The sequence below is a fragment of the Vibrio sp. OPT46 genome, from assembly GCF_015163535.1.
GTDB lineage: Bacteria > Pseudomonadota > Gammaproteobacteria > Enterobacterales > Vibrionaceae > Vibrio > Vibrio alginolyticus.
In genome coordinates, this window is record NZ_JADDYG010000559.1 from 17,755 (window position 1) to 33,411 (window position 15,657).

13 protein-coding genes are annotated in these 15,657 nt (G+C 44.5%); 4 read left to right on the plus strand and 9 right to left on the minus strand.

Annotation, left to right across the window (positions count from 1 at the left end; translation table 11 throughout):
* From IQR33_RS22420 to IQR33_RS22430, 3 genes are all read left to right on the plus strand, one after another.
* A partial coding sequence (locus IQR33_RS22420) for a hypothetical protein (RefSeq protein ID WP_416222692.1) occupies window positions 1-1,162 on the plus strand: 1,162 nt, incomplete at its 5' end.
* A 281-nt stretch (window positions 1,163-1,443) separates the two neighbouring features.
* Window positions 1,444-2,331 (plus strand): sce7726 family protein, encoded by an 888-nt coding sequence (locus tag IQR33_RS22425; protein ID WP_104974448.1) that lies wholly within the window; start codon window positions 1,444-1,446, stop codon window positions 2,329-2,331.
* A complete protein-coding gene (locus IQR33_RS22430) occupies window positions 2,294-3,226 on the plus strand; it encodes a sce7725 family protein (protein WP_228010020.1) in 933 nt (310 codons plus the stop codon). The genes IQR33_RS22425 and IQR33_RS22430 overlap by 38 nt, the downstream gene beginning before the upstream one ends.
* 76 nt (window positions 3,227-3,302) lie before the next feature.
* Here the strand turns inward: IQR33_RS22430 and IQR33_RS22435 are convergent, their stop codons facing one another.
* The 3 genes from IQR33_RS22435 to guaB form a co-directional block, all read right to left on the minus strand.
* The gene (locus IQR33_RS22435) at window positions 3,303-4,502 is read right to left on the minus strand and encodes a tyrosine-type recombinase/integrase (protein ID WP_104974450.1); all 1,200 of its coding nucleotides are present in this window, start codon (window positions 4,500-4,502) and stop codon (window positions 3,303-3,305) included.
* A gap of 307 nt (window positions 4,503-4,809) precedes the next feature.
* A complete protein-coding gene (gene guaA, locus IQR33_RS22440) occupies window positions 4,810-6,363 on the minus strand; it encodes a glutamine-hydrolyzing GMP synthase (RefSeq protein WP_005383721.1) in 1,554 nt (517 codons plus the stop codon).
* 99 nt (window positions 6,364-6,462) lie between these two features.
* The gene (guaB, locus tag IQR33_RS22445; protein ID WP_017633908.1) at window positions 6,463-7,929 is read right to left on the minus strand and encodes an IMP dehydrogenase; all 1,467 of its coding nucleotides are present in this window, start codon (window positions 7,927-7,929) and stop codon (window positions 6,463-6,465) included.
* 231 nt (window positions 7,930-8,160) lie between these two features.
* Between guaB and xseA the strand changes: the two genes are divergently transcribed.
* Window positions 8,161-9,492 (plus strand): exodeoxyribonuclease VII large subunit, encoded by a 1,332-nt coding sequence (gene xseA, locus IQR33_RS22450; protein ID WP_017633909.1) that lies wholly within the window; start codon window positions 8,161-8,163, stop codon window positions 9,490-9,492.
* Window positions 9,493-9,505: 13 nt separating this feature from the next.
* On the opposite strand, the gene IQR33_RS22455 is transcribed toward xseA, so the two are convergent.
* The 6 genes from IQR33_RS22455 to hisS all read right to left on the minus strand — a co-directional run.
* Window positions 9,506-9,730: a zinc ribbon domain-containing protein gene (locus tag IQR33_RS22455; RefSeq protein ID WP_005381691.1), complete on the minus strand. Its 225-nt coding sequence runs from the start codon at window positions 9,728-9,730 to the stop codon at window positions 9,506-9,508.
* Between the two features lie 309 nt (window positions 9,731-10,039).
* Window positions 10,040-10,915: a metal-dependent hydrolase gene (locus IQR33_RS22460; RefSeq protein WP_025768864.1), complete on the minus strand. Its 876-nt coding sequence runs from the start codon at window positions 10,913-10,915 to the stop codon at window positions 10,040-10,042.
* Between the two features lie 59 nt (window positions 10,916-10,974).
* Window positions 10,975-12,471, minus strand: coding sequence for a ribosome biogenesis GTPase Der (der, locus tag IQR33_RS22465; protein ID WP_017820569.1), 1,497 nt, complete (start codon window positions 12,469-12,471; stop codon window positions 10,975-10,977).
* Between the two features lie 167 nt (window positions 12,472-12,638).
* Window positions 12,639-13,799, minus strand: coding sequence for an outer membrane protein assembly factor BamB (gene bamB, locus IQR33_RS22470; protein ID WP_005381696.1), 1,161 nt, complete (start codon window positions 13,797-13,799; stop codon window positions 12,639-12,641).
* A 12-nt stretch (window positions 13,800-13,811) separates the two neighbouring features.
* Complete coding sequence (locus tag IQR33_RS22475; protein ID WP_005381697.1) at window positions 13,812-14,426, minus strand: YfgM family protein; 615 nt, start codon at window positions 14,424-14,426, stop codon at window positions 13,812-13,814.
* A gap of 126 nt (window positions 14,427-14,552) precedes the next feature.
* Window positions 14,553-15,657, minus strand: a 1,105-nt coding sequence (hisS, locus tag IQR33_RS22480) for a histidine--tRNA ligase (protein ID WP_228014072.1), incomplete at its 5' end; no start/stop codon positions are given.

The window sequence follows — 15,657 nt, forward strand, 5'->3', positions numbered from 1 at the left end:
AGAAACCGATAAGCGCCCTATTGGAGAGCTCATCTTAGAAGTTATCGATCCTAAGGTGTCAGCGTTCCTTCGATCTCTTCCTATGAGTCATTTTTGTTACTTTCCAAACCCCTACCTGAATATTGACCGTTCACCCTTGCCACGTTCAAAAAACAAGTCGACTTTGACAGAAAAGGCTGATCGTATCGTATCTATTAAATATGCATCAAAATTAAAAGAAGATACCCCGATAACCAATCTAATTATGATGATGGGGTTCAAAAATGCTCATGACGTGATCAAACAGCGCTTGAGACACTTTATGAACCTTGAACATCAATATCGGCCTATAGATTTTAAGTTTCAAGGAACTGTAGACAATCTGCTCGAGCTTTTATGGCAACTTCACCTTACGCCCACACGATTTCGGCAACATAGCGCAGATACAAAACTCAATGCGCAACGAAAACAAACCTACTGCGAGCTGTGTGGCCAAAGAAATGAACTCGCAGAATATTTCTATAAGTTAGATAACAATATACTAGACCCTAAGGATGAAGTAGAAGGCCACAACGAACAACACCAGGATAATAAGAAAAAAAGGCAACTTAGCCACCGGTATTGCCCTCATCATAAACCGAAGAATAAAGATGGTCGCACTTGGAACTCCGTATATAGGAGTGCTATGAAATCAAAGAGCCAATTTGAGAAAGAATATCGACGATTACGGCTTCACGTTTTCAAAGTCGAAAAGCTTAAAGATGTTTCAGGAGATGAACTAGTTGATCTTTATTTCTATCACTTCCTCCAGGATAAGTCCTTAACGCAAAAGCAAGCTGACGTATTTTTCCATTATATCAGGGATAATTTCGAGTACCCGATAGAGCTAAAAGGCGAGACAGAAAGGCTCATTAATGAAGCGGCTGTGCGCTTGACTGGAGCTGGTACAACTCTTGGAGCAGATGACGAAGGAGCTTTGCGTAATATAGCCCGAAGAATGGTCGATTCAAGACTTACTGACAATAAGAAAAGAATGCTCGCTCTGAGAAAGCAAGGCCTTAATCAGAAAGAAATTGCTCAAAAGCTAACTAAACTTGGTGGTAAAAAAATAACTCACCAAGCGGTGTCTAAAGCTTTGGGAACAATTCGTGACGAGTTTCTCTTACCCAGCACCCAAAGCTAACAGAATTTTAGCGGCTAAAATTTGATTTAGAAAGACTAAATTCATGGAGATAAATAAAAGCAGAACATAGCTCAAACGGAAACCAAAACTAGTCTTAATATATAACAGCTTCTCTTTTGGATAGTGCATTCATGAGCGTACTATCCACTTCTCTAGATCGTATCAAACTAACGTTGTCAGGTTGAGTTCGCATTGCCTTTACTCTAGAATCATCGCCTTTCTAAGACTATTATATGCAATAGATTAAAGAGTATTTAAGTAACTCCGCATCGGATATAACCATGAATTACAAGCAACTAGCAAAAATGTTTACCAGCACAAACATAACTAAAGTTGCTCAAGGAGATCTGAGCCTTGTGCAAGATATCGCTAGTGACTTCCCTACACTATCCCATGTGCAAAGTCTTTCTGAATTGTTTGAAGAAGCGTACAAACTCCTTTGTAAGCACTACCCGAATGAATATGTTATCAAAAATATTATTGCTAATAATATTTTGCTAGGAACTCATTCAATGAACACCGCAAGCATGCTCAGTGAATTGCGTATTGGCACCAACAAAGCGGACTGTGTGATCATAAATGGATCTTCTACGTGCTACGAAATAAAAACTAAATTTGATTCCTTAAAGCGTCTTCCTGAGCAGTTGTCAGCTTACACTTCCTCCTTTGATAAAACATACGTTGTTACTCACGAAGCGCATTTAAATGCCTTACTCAAAATTCAAAAGGATATTCCTCGCTTTGGTGTTTTGTTATCAAACAAGAGAAATCAGTTGAGTAAGAAAATAGAAGCCCCTTTAAACAAGAGTTTTGATACGGAATTGATGTTTCATACTTTGAGGAAAGAAGAGTACACCGACATTGCACACAGAGTCACAGGAGCTGTTCCGAATTGCCCGCAAACCGAGTTATTTAGCGAGTGTAAAGAAATTTTTTGTTCGTTGAATGAAGCTGAAGCTAATAAACATTTCAAGCGAGTGCTTAAAACATACCGTCGAAATGATCACAAATTCATCAGCAACCTACCAAAATCGATGAAAAATCTTGGCATAAGCTACAGCATTCACAAAAAAGGTAAGGACAACATCATATCATCTCTACTTGAATGCAATCAGTTTAATAGTGAGGATTATGATGTATTTTCCATATATGAGAGGAAAGCAGTTTGAGTTAGCGGCACTGAAAGAAGTAGCTCCGAGACTTAATTCAACTAAAGTTAGCCCTATAATTGAGCCAATTAACGACAACATCGATCGCCTCTGTGCAACGATTGAAGTACTAAACAATCATAATGTTGTACCTCATGTTATCGTAAACCCTCAAGTAGGTGATTTAGCGAGTGACTCTCCGGATTTTCTAAACGTTGAATTATCTAAACGTACCGTATCTTTTATTCCATGCATAAGGCTACATAATCAAAACATCATATACGTCAACACCTTACTACAACAATTAATCAACGATAGTGTTCCATTCTCCCTGTACCTACAAGAAGATATACAATCAAATATCACTCCCTATACAAGCAATTCTGTTGCAAATATTATCCAGAACTTAAATAGATACTCTCACTCTTTCAGAAACTCATTACCACGTAGCGTAATTGTTGATAGCTCTTTCCCATCCAAACCAAGAAATGCTGACTACAGTCGAGCACCGCAGTTTTTCTCAGACGCCCATGTATCGTACGTAACCCCAATGATCCAACATCAGATCGGGTTTGGAGATTTCTTAACAATTGACGATGCTTGGTCCACATCTGGAGGGCCTGCTTTTGTTATTGCACTTCATATTACGTATATAGAACAATCAAATAGTAATATGTACGTTAAACATAGCCTATCGACCAAAAACCCGAATGATCAAAGTGACCCTGCCGGTAAGTTCAAGGAGGCTCTGCAGGAAATGATTGATTTTGCTAATGTCACGCCTAGCCTTGATCAAAACACACTTGGGTTTCAAGAGTATATTAAAATTCACGTAAACGGGACGTATCACGCCTTAGGTGTACCTAAGAAGTTAAGTATGATGCACCATATTGAGACCATTAATAACTACCTTTAACTTAATTTCGTTAAATACAGTAAAAGTCCCCTTGAAGAGACTTTTAATGAGTGGGGTTCAACTCCCCACTCTAATTTTACTTAGCGTGACAAGTTATCCACTCATCAATCATGTCAGCCCAATCCTGCAACATAGCCGCGCGCTGTTCTCGGTACTCGGCTTTGTTGTATACCGCTCTCACTCCCTTTTGTTCATGTGCCAAGCACTTCTCTATCCAGTCAGTGTTGTATCCAGCTTCATGTAGCAAAGTGCTCGCTGTTCGACGCAGGTCATGCGGCCCAAACTTACTTAGTGACTGACCTTCCTTTTGCGCAGCCTTATATGTCAAATCCATGACTCGGTTCATCGTCGCACTACTCATTGGAGCATCAGAGTCATAACGGGAAGGAAGAATGTAATCAGACCCACCGGCAAATGTCTTCAAGGCGATCAGAATATCCATCGCCTGGCGTGACAAAAATACCAAGTGCGGGTTACGTCGTTTCATCCTCTCTTTAGGAATCGTCCATAACGCTTCGCTAAAGTTAATTTCGCTCCAAGTTGCGTTGGTTAACTCACTTTTGCGTACCATAGTCAGCAACAGCAGCTTTACCGAAGCACGAATCGAAGGGGTTGTACCTACCTTTTCCATGTAGTGGTACATCAAACCGATCTCAGCCGGTGTTAACGTTCGGTCTCTTGGTTCAAATCGAGCAATACTGGCGGGCCTCACCAAGTCTGCCGGGTTCTCAACTTTCTGCCCTCTCTCAATCGCCCATCGATACACCTGGAGTACAATGTCACGCGTATGCACAGCTGTTGCCGGTGCTCCACGCTCTACTATCGCGTCAGTCAATGCTCGCAGATCTTCATGAGTGATTTCTGTCAGCTTCTGATTGCCAAATTTACCCTCTAACTCTCGGGCATAGACTGAGCGACGCATATCCCGGGTAGAATCAGCCATCTGATAGCCACGCAGCCATTTCTGAGCCCAGGCACCAAAGGTTTCAGCATCTTTGGTTCTCGCCTTAGCACGGGCTTTCTCTTTGGCCGGTGACTTTCCATCAGTAACCATTCTCTTCGCTTCATTGAGACGCTCACGCGCTTCTGCTAACGTGATGCCTCCTACTCCGTAGCGACCAAAGGTAATAGTTTCTTGCCTGCCATTGATCGAGTAATTGTAGCGAAAAGAGATAGAGCCTGCGGTAGTGACAGCAACATAGAGGCCATCACGGTCATTGACTTTGTAAAGTTTATCTTTGGGTTTGAGATTGCGTAGCTTGGTATCAGTCAGCATGTTTCGACCTATTATTCTTGTTTGATACCATGCTGAAAAACCTCTAAAAATCTAGAAATTAATCTTTATAAAACAGATAGATATGAAAATTTAATACCATGCCCCATCAAAAACACTCAGCATGGTATCGTGCGTAATCCATGGCATTACCGATGAATCATACCCATCAAAATACCACGGTCAAACCGTGCTTGGCGTTGCCAGACATTGCCAAAAATGACTAAGCCAAAAACAAAAAAAGTCCGCAATTACGCGGACTTAAGTATGATTTAGTGCTTGTTAATGCCAGACCTTTCTTAAAGGAGCATTATTCCCACTCGATAGTCGCTGGTGGCTTACCAGAAATGTCGTAAACAACACGAGAAATGCCATCAACTTCGTTGATAATACGGTTAGATACCTTACCTAGGAAGTCGTATGGTAGGTGCGCCCAGTGTGCCGTCATAAAGTCGATGGTTTCTACTGCACGCAGTGATACAACCCAATCGTATTTACGGCCATCGCCCATTACACCAACAGAACGTACTGGTAGGAATACCGTGAACGCTTGAGATACTTTGTCATATAGGTCTGCAGCGTGAAGCTCTTCAATAAAGATAGCATCAGCACGACGTAGCAAGTCACAGTACTCTTTCTTGATTTCACCAAGAACACGAACACCTAGACCAGGACCTGGGAATGGGTGGCGGTAAAGCATGTTATAAGGCAGGCCTAGCTCTAGACCAATCTTACGTACTTCATCTTTGAACAGCTCACGTAGTGGCTCAACAAGACCCATTTCCATGTCATCTGGAAGACCGCCCACGTTGTGGTGCGATTTGATCACGTGCGCTTTACCAGTCTTAGATGCAGCTGACTCGATTACATCAGGGTAAATCGTACCTTGAGCTAGCCATTTCGCGTTTTTCAGCTTCTTAGACTCTTCATCGAATACATCTACGAATACGTGACCGATAGTCTTACGCTTCTCTTCTGGGTCAGACTTACCTTCAAGTGCTTTTAGGAAGCGTTCTTCAGCGTCAACTTTGATGATGTTCAAACCAAATTGGTCGCCGAACATATCCATTACTTGTTGACCTTCGTTTAGACGAAGTAGACCGTTATCAACAAATACACACGTTAGCTTGTCGCCGATTGCACGGTGAACCAGCATCGCAACTACCGATGAATCAACACCACCAGATAGACCTAGGATAACTTCGTCGTCACCCACTTGCTCTTTAATGCGAGCAACCGCGTCTTCGATGATAGATTCCGATGTCCATAGACGCTCACAGCCACATACGCCAAGAACAAAGTTCTCAAGCATTTGTAGGCCACCTTTTGTGTGTGTCACTTCTGGGTGGAACTGAACACCGTAGTATTTCTTCTCTTCATTCGCCATCGCAGCGTAAGGACAAGTGTCTGTCTCACCAACTTTTACGAAATCGGCTGGGATCTCTACTACTTTGTCGCCATGGCTCATCCAAACGTCTTGAGTTGCTTCAAGGTCTTTAAATAGAGCACATTCACCAGAAACTTTAACCTGAGCGTAGCCAAACTCACGTTCGTTAGAGCCCGCTACTTTGCCTCCTAGCTGTTCCGCCATGGTTTGCATGCCGTAACATACGCCAAGCAAAGGAACACCAGAATCAAACACATATTGAGGCGCGCGTGGAGAGTTCTCTTCCGTTACGCTTTCTGGACCGCCAGATAGGATAATGCCATCTGGGTTGAATTCGCGAATATCCGCTTCTTCTACATCCCAGCTCCATAGTTCACAGTAAACGCCGATTTCACGTACGCGGCGTGCTACTAATTGAGTGTACTGAGAACCGAAGTCCAAGATCAGAATACGTTGGTCATGGATATTTTTAGTCATTTTGAGCAGTCTTTTTAAGGCTAAGTGATTAAAACCGAGGCGAGTGTACTCGCCTCTTCTTAATGCTTCAAGGAAAAAGCAAACGTTTCCGTTGGGTAATTAGTTCCCTAGACGGTAGTTCGGCGCTTCCTTAGTAATTTGAACATCGTGTACATGAGACTCTTGCATACCTGCACCAGAGATACGTACAAATTCAGCTTTCGTACGCATATCTTCGATAGTTGCAGAACCAGTTAGACCCATGCTTGAACGTAGACCACCCATTTGTTGGTGTACGATCTCTTTTAGACGGCCTTTGTATGCGATACGACCTTCAATGCCTTCTGGTACTAGCTTGTCCGCTGCGTTGTCAGACTGGAAGTAACGGTCAGAAGAACCTTGAGACATAGCACCAAGAGAACCCATGCCGCGGTAAGACTTGTAAGAACGGCCATTGTATAGAATCACTTCACCCGGCGCTTCTTCAGTACCAGCAAACATAGAACCAACCATCACACATGATGCGCCAGCTACGATTGCTTTACAGATATCACCTGAGAAACGGATACCACCGTCAGCAATAACCGGAATACCATAATCATTAGCCACTTCTGCCGCATCTGCGATTGCAGTGATTTGTGGAACTCCCACACCCGTTACAATACGAGTTGTACAGATAGAACCAGGGCCGATACCAACTTTCACTGCGCTTACGCCAGCTTCGATTAGTGCTTTAGCACCAGCACCTGTTGCTACGTTACCACCGATGATGTCTAGATCTGGGTAAGCAGCGCGAGTTTCGCGGATGCGGTTTAGTACACCTTCAGAATGTCCGTGTGAAGAGTCGATAAGTAGAATGTCAACGCCTGCTTCAACTAGAGCAGCAACACGCTCTTCGTTACCAGCGCCAGCACCAACGGCTGCGCCAACACGTAGGCGACCACGCTCATCTTTACATGCGTTTGGTTTACGTTCTGCTTTGTGGAAGTCTTTCGCAGTAATCATACCGGTTAGTTGGAACTCATCATTTACAACCAATACTTTCTCTACACGAGCTTCGTGCATTTTCTCTTGCACTTCTTCTCGTGTTGCACCTTCTTTAACTGCTGCCAACTTCTCTTTTGGCGTCATTACTGAAGATACTTTCTTAGAAAGGTCCGTCACAAAACGAACGTCACGACCAGTGATAATACCAACAAGCTCATTGCTCTCAGTGACAACAGGGAAACCTGCAAAACCATGCTTTTCAGTGAGTGCAACAACATCAGCGATGGTCGCGTCAGGGTTTACAGTAACCGCGTCAGTTACCATACCAGCTTCGAACTTCTTAACTTTACGAACTTCGGCTGCCTGCTGCTCAATAGACATGTTCTTGTGGATAAAGCCAATGCCACCCTCTTGCGCTAGCGCAATTGCTAGACGAGCTTCAGTAACAGTGTCCATAGACGCTGAAATCATTGGGATGTTTAGGGTGATGTTCTTAGTTAGCTGAGTGCGAAGATCAGCTGTGTTTGGGAGAACGGTGGAGTGTGCTGGCACAAGTAGTACGTCATCGAATGTCAGCGCTTCTTTGGCAATTCTTAGCATTTGCAATATCTCACAATTAGAGGAGTAAAAAGAACAATCCAATCTCATCGTTTCGCATAATGAGGGTAACCTGCGTTAGCAACTAGCTACATTTGGATTAGATATTGCGGAGGGATTATACGGTTAACGCAATCGCTTGACCACAAATTTTTTAATTTTTTTCTTGCAATTACCCCCTTGCTATGTATTATATTGCCGCTAATTTCCATACTCACGTCTAAGAGATTAGCTGTGCTCTCCAAGACCAATCAAAACATCTTTACTGTTTCTCGTCTCAACGCGGAAGTTCGTTTACTCCTTGAAAACGAAATGGGGATCGTTTGGCTCGTCGGAGAGATATCCAACTTTTCAGCTCCTGTCTCTGGTCACTGGTACCTCACTCTTAAAGACTCTCGCGCTCAAGTTAAATGTGCCATGTTTCGTGGTAACAATCGCCGCGTTACTTTCAAACCCGCTAACGGTAATCAAGTCCTAGTAAAAGCTCGTCTGTCTCTTTATGAGCCTCGCGGTGACTACCAATTGATCATCGAAAGCATGCAACCGGAAGGTGATGGCCGTCTTCAACAAGAGTTTGAAGAGCTGAAAATGAAGCTTGCAGCAGAAGGGTTGTTCGCGCAAATCAATAAGCAATCTTTGCCTGAGCACCCTAAACGTGTTGGCGTCATCACATCGAAAACTGGTGCCGCGCTTTACGATATCTTAGACGTATTGAAACGTCGTGATCCTTCCCTACCTGTTGTGATTTATCCGACAGTGGTACAAGGTGAGGACGCAGCCATTCAAATTGCACAAGCCATTGGTCGCGCTAACAGCCGTGATGAATGTGATGTACTAATTGTGGGCCGAGGTGGTGGTTCATTAGAAGACTTATGGTGCTTTAACAACGAGATATTAGCTCGCACGATTGCAGCAAGCCAAATTCCTATTATTAGCGCCGTTGGACATGAAGTTGACGTGACAATAGCTGATTTTGTCGCCGACGTACGCGCGCCTACTCCATCAGCAGCCGCTGAGCTAGTAAGCCGTGATAACAGCCACAAAGATCAAGCTTTAGTTACCCGCCAGCATAAGTTAGCGAGCGCGATGCGTTACTACCTAGCACAACAAAAGCAGCAATCTGCTCAATTAGTGCACCGTCTAGAGAGACAGCACCCAAGCTACCGCTTGCAACGTCAGACGCAACAGTTAGATGAGTTGGACATGCGCTTACAGCGAGCGATGAGTCGTTTTATTGCCTTGCGTCAACAGCGAATCGAGCGTCAACATTATCGGCTGCAATTAAATTCTCCTGTAACACGCCTTGCCGAGCAGAAGTCGAAGCTAGAACGTGTTGAGCAAAAGCTCATGGATGCAATGGATCGCAAATTACTGACTATGCGCCATCAACTCGCGATTGCCGCAGAAAAGTTGGACACCGTCAGCCCACTAGCGACATTGAAACGAGGTTACTCAATTACTCAAACTGAGCAAGGTAAAGTAATTACGCAATCTTCAGATGTAAAGTCGGGAGATGTATTGATTACCCGGTTAGCCGAAGGCGACGTTCGTTCTACCGTTAACTGAATACAAACTCTGGTTAACTGACTTTCTGGAACTCAAATCGGACACGTGATTTTGATTTGAGTTCATTACACACATTACAAAAGTAACTCGCAGCACCGCATGCTTGCAGCTTCTCCAGCTCCGCCTCACAATCAGGGCAAAAACCTACTTTTTTAAAATCCGATTCACACTGTGCACAATGGTATTGTCCTGTCCATTCCAGTTCGACATTGCAAGTCGGGCAAATGTTCTGCTGCATATCCCGTTCCTCTCTCTAAACTAAGCAATTTCGAGTAACGCATGCTACTCAAAATAACGAACAAGTATGTTGATCTTCATCACCGCCCCAACAAGTTTCACGAGGCGTTAACCATACTTGATACGTAGGATCTTATACTGATCGTCTGATATTTACTCCTTGATCAGCGATCACCCCTTAAAAGAATATTTATATAACCACACACCGAAAGCATAAGTTACATATTCTGCATTCCAATTTAAAAGAGAATAAAAAACCTTAAAGATATTTAATTAAACGAAAAATCAGAATTTAATAAAAAGATCTTATTCAAAAAGCAGTGTTTACATTGGTGTGCATTTCGATAGTTTGAGCGTCGAGCTTAACGAGTTTAACTTGGATAAAAGCAAACTCATTTAAATGGCTCGCATGCGTTCCACCACAAGGGATTACCGCTAATTGACCTTCCCCTAAATCGCACTTCCAATAGCGAGAATCCGTTAATCTGTCACCGTGGCATTCCATGGTGATCATCGCATCTCGTCGAAGCCATTCCACAAGTTGGCTATTCACTTTTTTTGCAATCGCCTGGAGGTCATTCAGCATATCTGCACTGTTTAATCCTCTTTTACGGAGTGTTTTGCCTAAACGGTACGTATCGAGGCACTTGTCTGGAGTAACATAACTCGTAACTTGTGCATAGCTATTAAAGTCATAATAACCATGTGGGTCTTTGCGGTCTGCGTCTTTTCGCCAATAGTCTTCCGCTAGTACTTTATTCAACGCCAAATACGCTAAGTGTCCTGCAGTGTGGCCTCGACTCAAAGCGCGTTGGTAATCCTTATCTACCGCCAATGTCACCAAATCATCAGTAACAAGTGATTCCGTACGTGATAAAACATGCACGACGACAAACACCCAACCTTCAGCATCACGCTTTACAGGGATGTCACTACCCACATACAGAGCACCACTTTCCTGCTCCACTGCCCCAACTTGGCAATCTACTACGTCATGCTCAGCCCCATTCACCTTCAACGTTCCTTTGTCTGCAGGGTGATCCGGCCATATGTGACTAACGGGATGGAACGGCGTGACATCTGTAATAACGTAAGTCACTTCTTCCGTATATTGAACGAGCTGTATTTGTGCTTCTAATTGCCATGTTTGATGACAAAAACGAGTCTTTGTTGCTGTGATAGTCATTTTTACGATTACTTTTGATAAAAAAATACCCAAGTAGAAACTTGGGTATTCGAATTTCATTATTTATTGCGGTTTTTCACCATCGACATCATACGCTTACGTTTACGCTCTTGTGATAGCGTAAGCTTATTCGTACGGTTCTCGTATGGGTTATCACTGTTGTGGAAGTTAATGCGAATCGGTGTTCCCATAATTTCCAGAGACTTACGGAAGTAGTTCATCAGATAACGTTTATACGAATCTGGCAATTCACGAACCATGTTACCGTGGATAACAACGATCGGTGGGTTGTAACCACCTGCGTGTGCGTATTTGAGTTTGATACGACGACCACGAACCATTGGCGGTTGGTGATCATCCACAGCCATCTTCATGATACGCGTCAGTACTGACGTACCCACACGCGTTGTCGCCGAGTTATATGCTTCTTGGATAGATTCAAACAAGTGACCAACGCCAGTACCGTGCAGCGCAGAGATAAAGTGGATACGCGCGAAGTCGACGAATCCTAGACGGCGGTCCAGTTCTTTCTTCACGCTTTCTTTCACGTCACTGTCTAGACCATCCCACTTGTTAACGGCGATGACAATTGAGCGGCCAGCATTCAGTGCAAAACCAAGCAAGCTTAGGTCTTGGTCTGAAATATTTTCACGAGCATCAATCACCAGTAGAACGACGTTTGCATCTTCTACCGCTTTCAGCGTCTTAACAACAGAGAACTTTTCAACCGTTTCATTGATACGACCACGACGACGAACACCTGCGGTGTCAATTAGTACGTATTCGCGTCCATCACGCTCCATCGGGATGTAGATAGAATCGCGCGTTGTACCAGGCATATCGTATACAACCACACGTTCTTCACCCAGAATACGGTTAGTCAGTGTCGATTTGCCTACGTTAGGACGACCGATGATCGCCAACTTAATCGGCTGCTCTTGAAGGCGTTTGAATTCAGCTTCTGCGTCTTCTTCAGTGTAATCTTCAACAAGAGGCTCTTCGTCTTCGAATCCAGTCAGGTCTTCAATCTCACCTTCTTCAGATTCACTTGTTAGTAGATCATCAAAGAATGGAGATAAAGCACGCTCAAGCAAAGCGGTCACACCACGGCCATGAGCAGCCGCAATCTGGTACATATCATCCACGCCGAGCTGCCAAAAATCAGCACACGCCGCATCGGCATCAATACCATCGATTTTGTTTACTACCAGCATCGCTGGCTTTTCAATTTTACGCAGATGCGCAGCAATTGCTTCATCTGAAGGTGTCAGACCAGCACGACCGTCAACAAGGAACAATACAACATCAGCCTCATCAATCGCGGCTAATGACTGTTCTGCCATCTTTGTTTCCACGCCTTCTTCTGTGCCATCGATACCACCAGTATCAATCACAATGAATTCGTGCTCTTCACCAAGTCTCGCCTGGCCATATTTACGGTCTCGCGTTAGGCCTGGAAAGTCCGCAACCAACGCGTCACGAGTGCGAGTCAATCGGTTAAATAGTGTAGATTTACCTACGTTCGGACGCCCTACTAGAGCTACAACAGGTACCATAACAACCTCTACAATAATCTTTCTTCTGTAGTTATAGGTAACGACTTGCTCGATGCCAAATCAAACCAGCTTTTTACCTATAACCACGTCAGGGTTAATAAATTCAAACAACAAAACGGCTCCTAGCTGTCACCAGCCAGGAGCCGAATGTGAATTATATCACGATATTATTCGTTAATGGTTAGTTTCTTTACATCGCCGTTGCGAGTTGTAATCACATAACCATCCGACAATAACGTCGGGCCAACTGCCAAGCCACTATCATCGACAAACTGCTGCGCAACAAATTCGCCCGTTGAACGATCCATCCAGTGAAGGTAACCAAGCGTGTCACCGACAACGAGATAATTGCCAACAATAACTGGCGCTGTAAGTTGTCGGTGCTCAAGCAAGCTGTTTTCCCACAACTCAGTCCCGCTTCGTGAATCAACGGCAACAACATGATCTTTTTCCGTTATCACAAAGATGCGACTACCATCTGTAGAAATGTCTGTCGCAGATGAGTAATTACGCTTCCAAATCGGGTTCGCTGAACGCAAGTCAATGGCGATAAGTTGACCATTGTATCCAATGGTGAAAAGAGTACCGCCTAGCACAATTGGCGATGAATCAACGTCAACCAAACGATCAATTTCTGTCGCGCCTTTTGGCGTACCAACAGGCTGTTGCCAAATCAACTGACCACGCTCAACGATAGCAGCTGCGAGTCGGCCATTTGCCGTTCCCCAAAATACACCGCCGCCAATTGCAGTCGGAGTACTGTCGCCACGTAAAGTTAAGTTCGGCACTTCTGTGCTCAATGCCCAGCGTTGCTCACCTGTACTCTCATTAAGGGCAATCAGCATGCCTCGGCTAGTATTGATGATAATAAGGCCTGAATCTGCAACTGGCTTCGCCAGTACCTCACCACCAACTTTTACACGCCAAACAATTTCACCTGTTTCTTGGTCAAGAGAGATGACTTCACCATTCTCAGAGCCAATGTAAAGGTTTCCGTATGCCGCTGTGATACCACCAGAGAGACGAGCAATGACATCTTCTTCTAGGTCCGTTTGCCAACGTTGTTTACCATTCTCAGGATCCAGCGCTTTTACTAAGCCATCACGACTTGCCACGAACAATGTATCATTCGCAAATACAGGGGATAGTTTTGAAAAGTAATGACCAACACCATCGCCAACCGATGTGCTCCACTCACTACTGGTTGTAAACTGACTGTCTACCTGAGGTAGTGGCGCCATTACAATGGTGTCTTTCTCACCTGCACAACCGGCAAGTACTCCCATTGTTAACGCCCCTAGCAAGGCTTTCTTAAAGACTCTTTTCATCCAATGCGGTCCTTATTTCGCCAGATCGTCCAATTTCATTTGTAGTGTCGGGCTTGCATCTGCCGCTTGCTGAGCTTCAGTATACGCAGCGTACGCAGCATCTTTGTCACCTTGGCGAATCGCAATATCGCCACGAAGTTCAGCAATACGACCTGTCCATGCTGTATCAGTGACGTTACTTAGCTCTGCCGTTGCAGCGTCGAAGTTACCCATTTCCGTCTCAATACGCGCAATGCGGTAACTAATCAATGGTAACAACGCAGCATCTTGAGTGTTGCTTTGCGCCCACTTCAGTTGCTCCAATGCAGCAGAAAGGTCTTGAGCTTCAACTTGTGCTTTAGCAAGTTGTAGCGCAGCCAATACTGAATATTCTTTTACTTCATTTGACTCAATGAAAGCTTTCACGTCAGCTTGAGCATCAGTGCCTTTGTCTTGCAAAGCATTCATTGCTGTCGTGTAGCTTTGAGAAGCTGCTTCACTCGCCTGAATCACAGAATCCTGGTAGTAACGCCAGCCGAATAGACCACCTAAACCAACAACCGCACCGATGATGACGGCTTTGCCGTTTTCCTTCCACCAGTCTTTAATGGCTTCAACTTGTTGTTCTTCAGTATCGTAAAGTTCCACTTCCTGTCCTCTTAAAACATGTAAATGGCAGCTTAGCTGCCATTGTTCCTATTTCGTTTAAAGGCTCCACATTTGGGAGCCTTAGCTTACGAACTAGGATGTAATTTTGTTAGATTACTAAAAGACTTAAATCAGTGCTGCGATCTTTTCTGCAACTTCTGCTTGGTTGTAAGTCTCTTGCTCACCACCAGCTAAGTCTTTCAGTACTACGGTATTATCCGCAACTTCGTTTTCGCCCAGAACCAATGCTACAACAGCACCAACTTTGTCTGCGCGTTTAAACTGTTTCTTGAAGTTACCGCCACCGAAGTGATTCATCACACGAACGCCTGGAACAGACTCGCGAAGCTGTTCTGCTAGCTTCATTCCTGCCATCATGGTGCCTTCACCCGCAGTGACTACGTACACGTCAACACTGCGACGAACGTCTGTCAGTTCCAACGTTTCTAGCATCAGTACTAGACGCTCTAGGCCCATTGCAAAGCCAACCGCTGGTGTTGGTTTACCACCTAATTGCTCTACAAGGCCATCGTAACGACCACCGCCACATACAGTGCCTTGAGCACCTAGGCTCTCAGTGATCCACTCAAATACCGTGCGATTGTAGTAATCCAGACCACGAACTAGACGTTCGTTAACTGTGTATTTGATACCTGCGGCGTCTAAAAGTTCACATAGACCTGCGAAGTGTGCTTTAGATTCTTCACCCAAGTAATCTGAAAGGCGAGGCGCATCACCTAAAATAGCTTGAACGTCTGGGTTCTTCGTATCCAGAACACGCAGTGGGTTCGTGTGCATGCGACGCTTACAATCTTCATCTAGCACATCAATATGTTGCTCAAGGAATGCAACCAGTGCAGTACGGTAGTCTGCGCGGTCTTCTTGAGAACCGATAGAGTTCAGCTCAAGACGGACATGTTCATTGATACCTAGCTCACGCCATAAACGCGCCGTCATCATGATAAGCTCTGCATCAACATCTGGACCATTTAGACCAAACACCTCAACACCACACTGGTGGAATTGACGGTAACGACCTTTCTGCGGACGTTCATGGCGGAACATAGGCCCCATGTACCACAGACGCTGTTCATCACGGTTGATCAGGCTGTTTTGGATACATGAACGTACACAACCCGCCGTACCTTCTGGGCGAAGTGTTAGGCTGTCGCCGTTACGGTCATCAAAAGTGTACATTTCTTTTGAAACGACGTCTGTTTCTTCACCAACA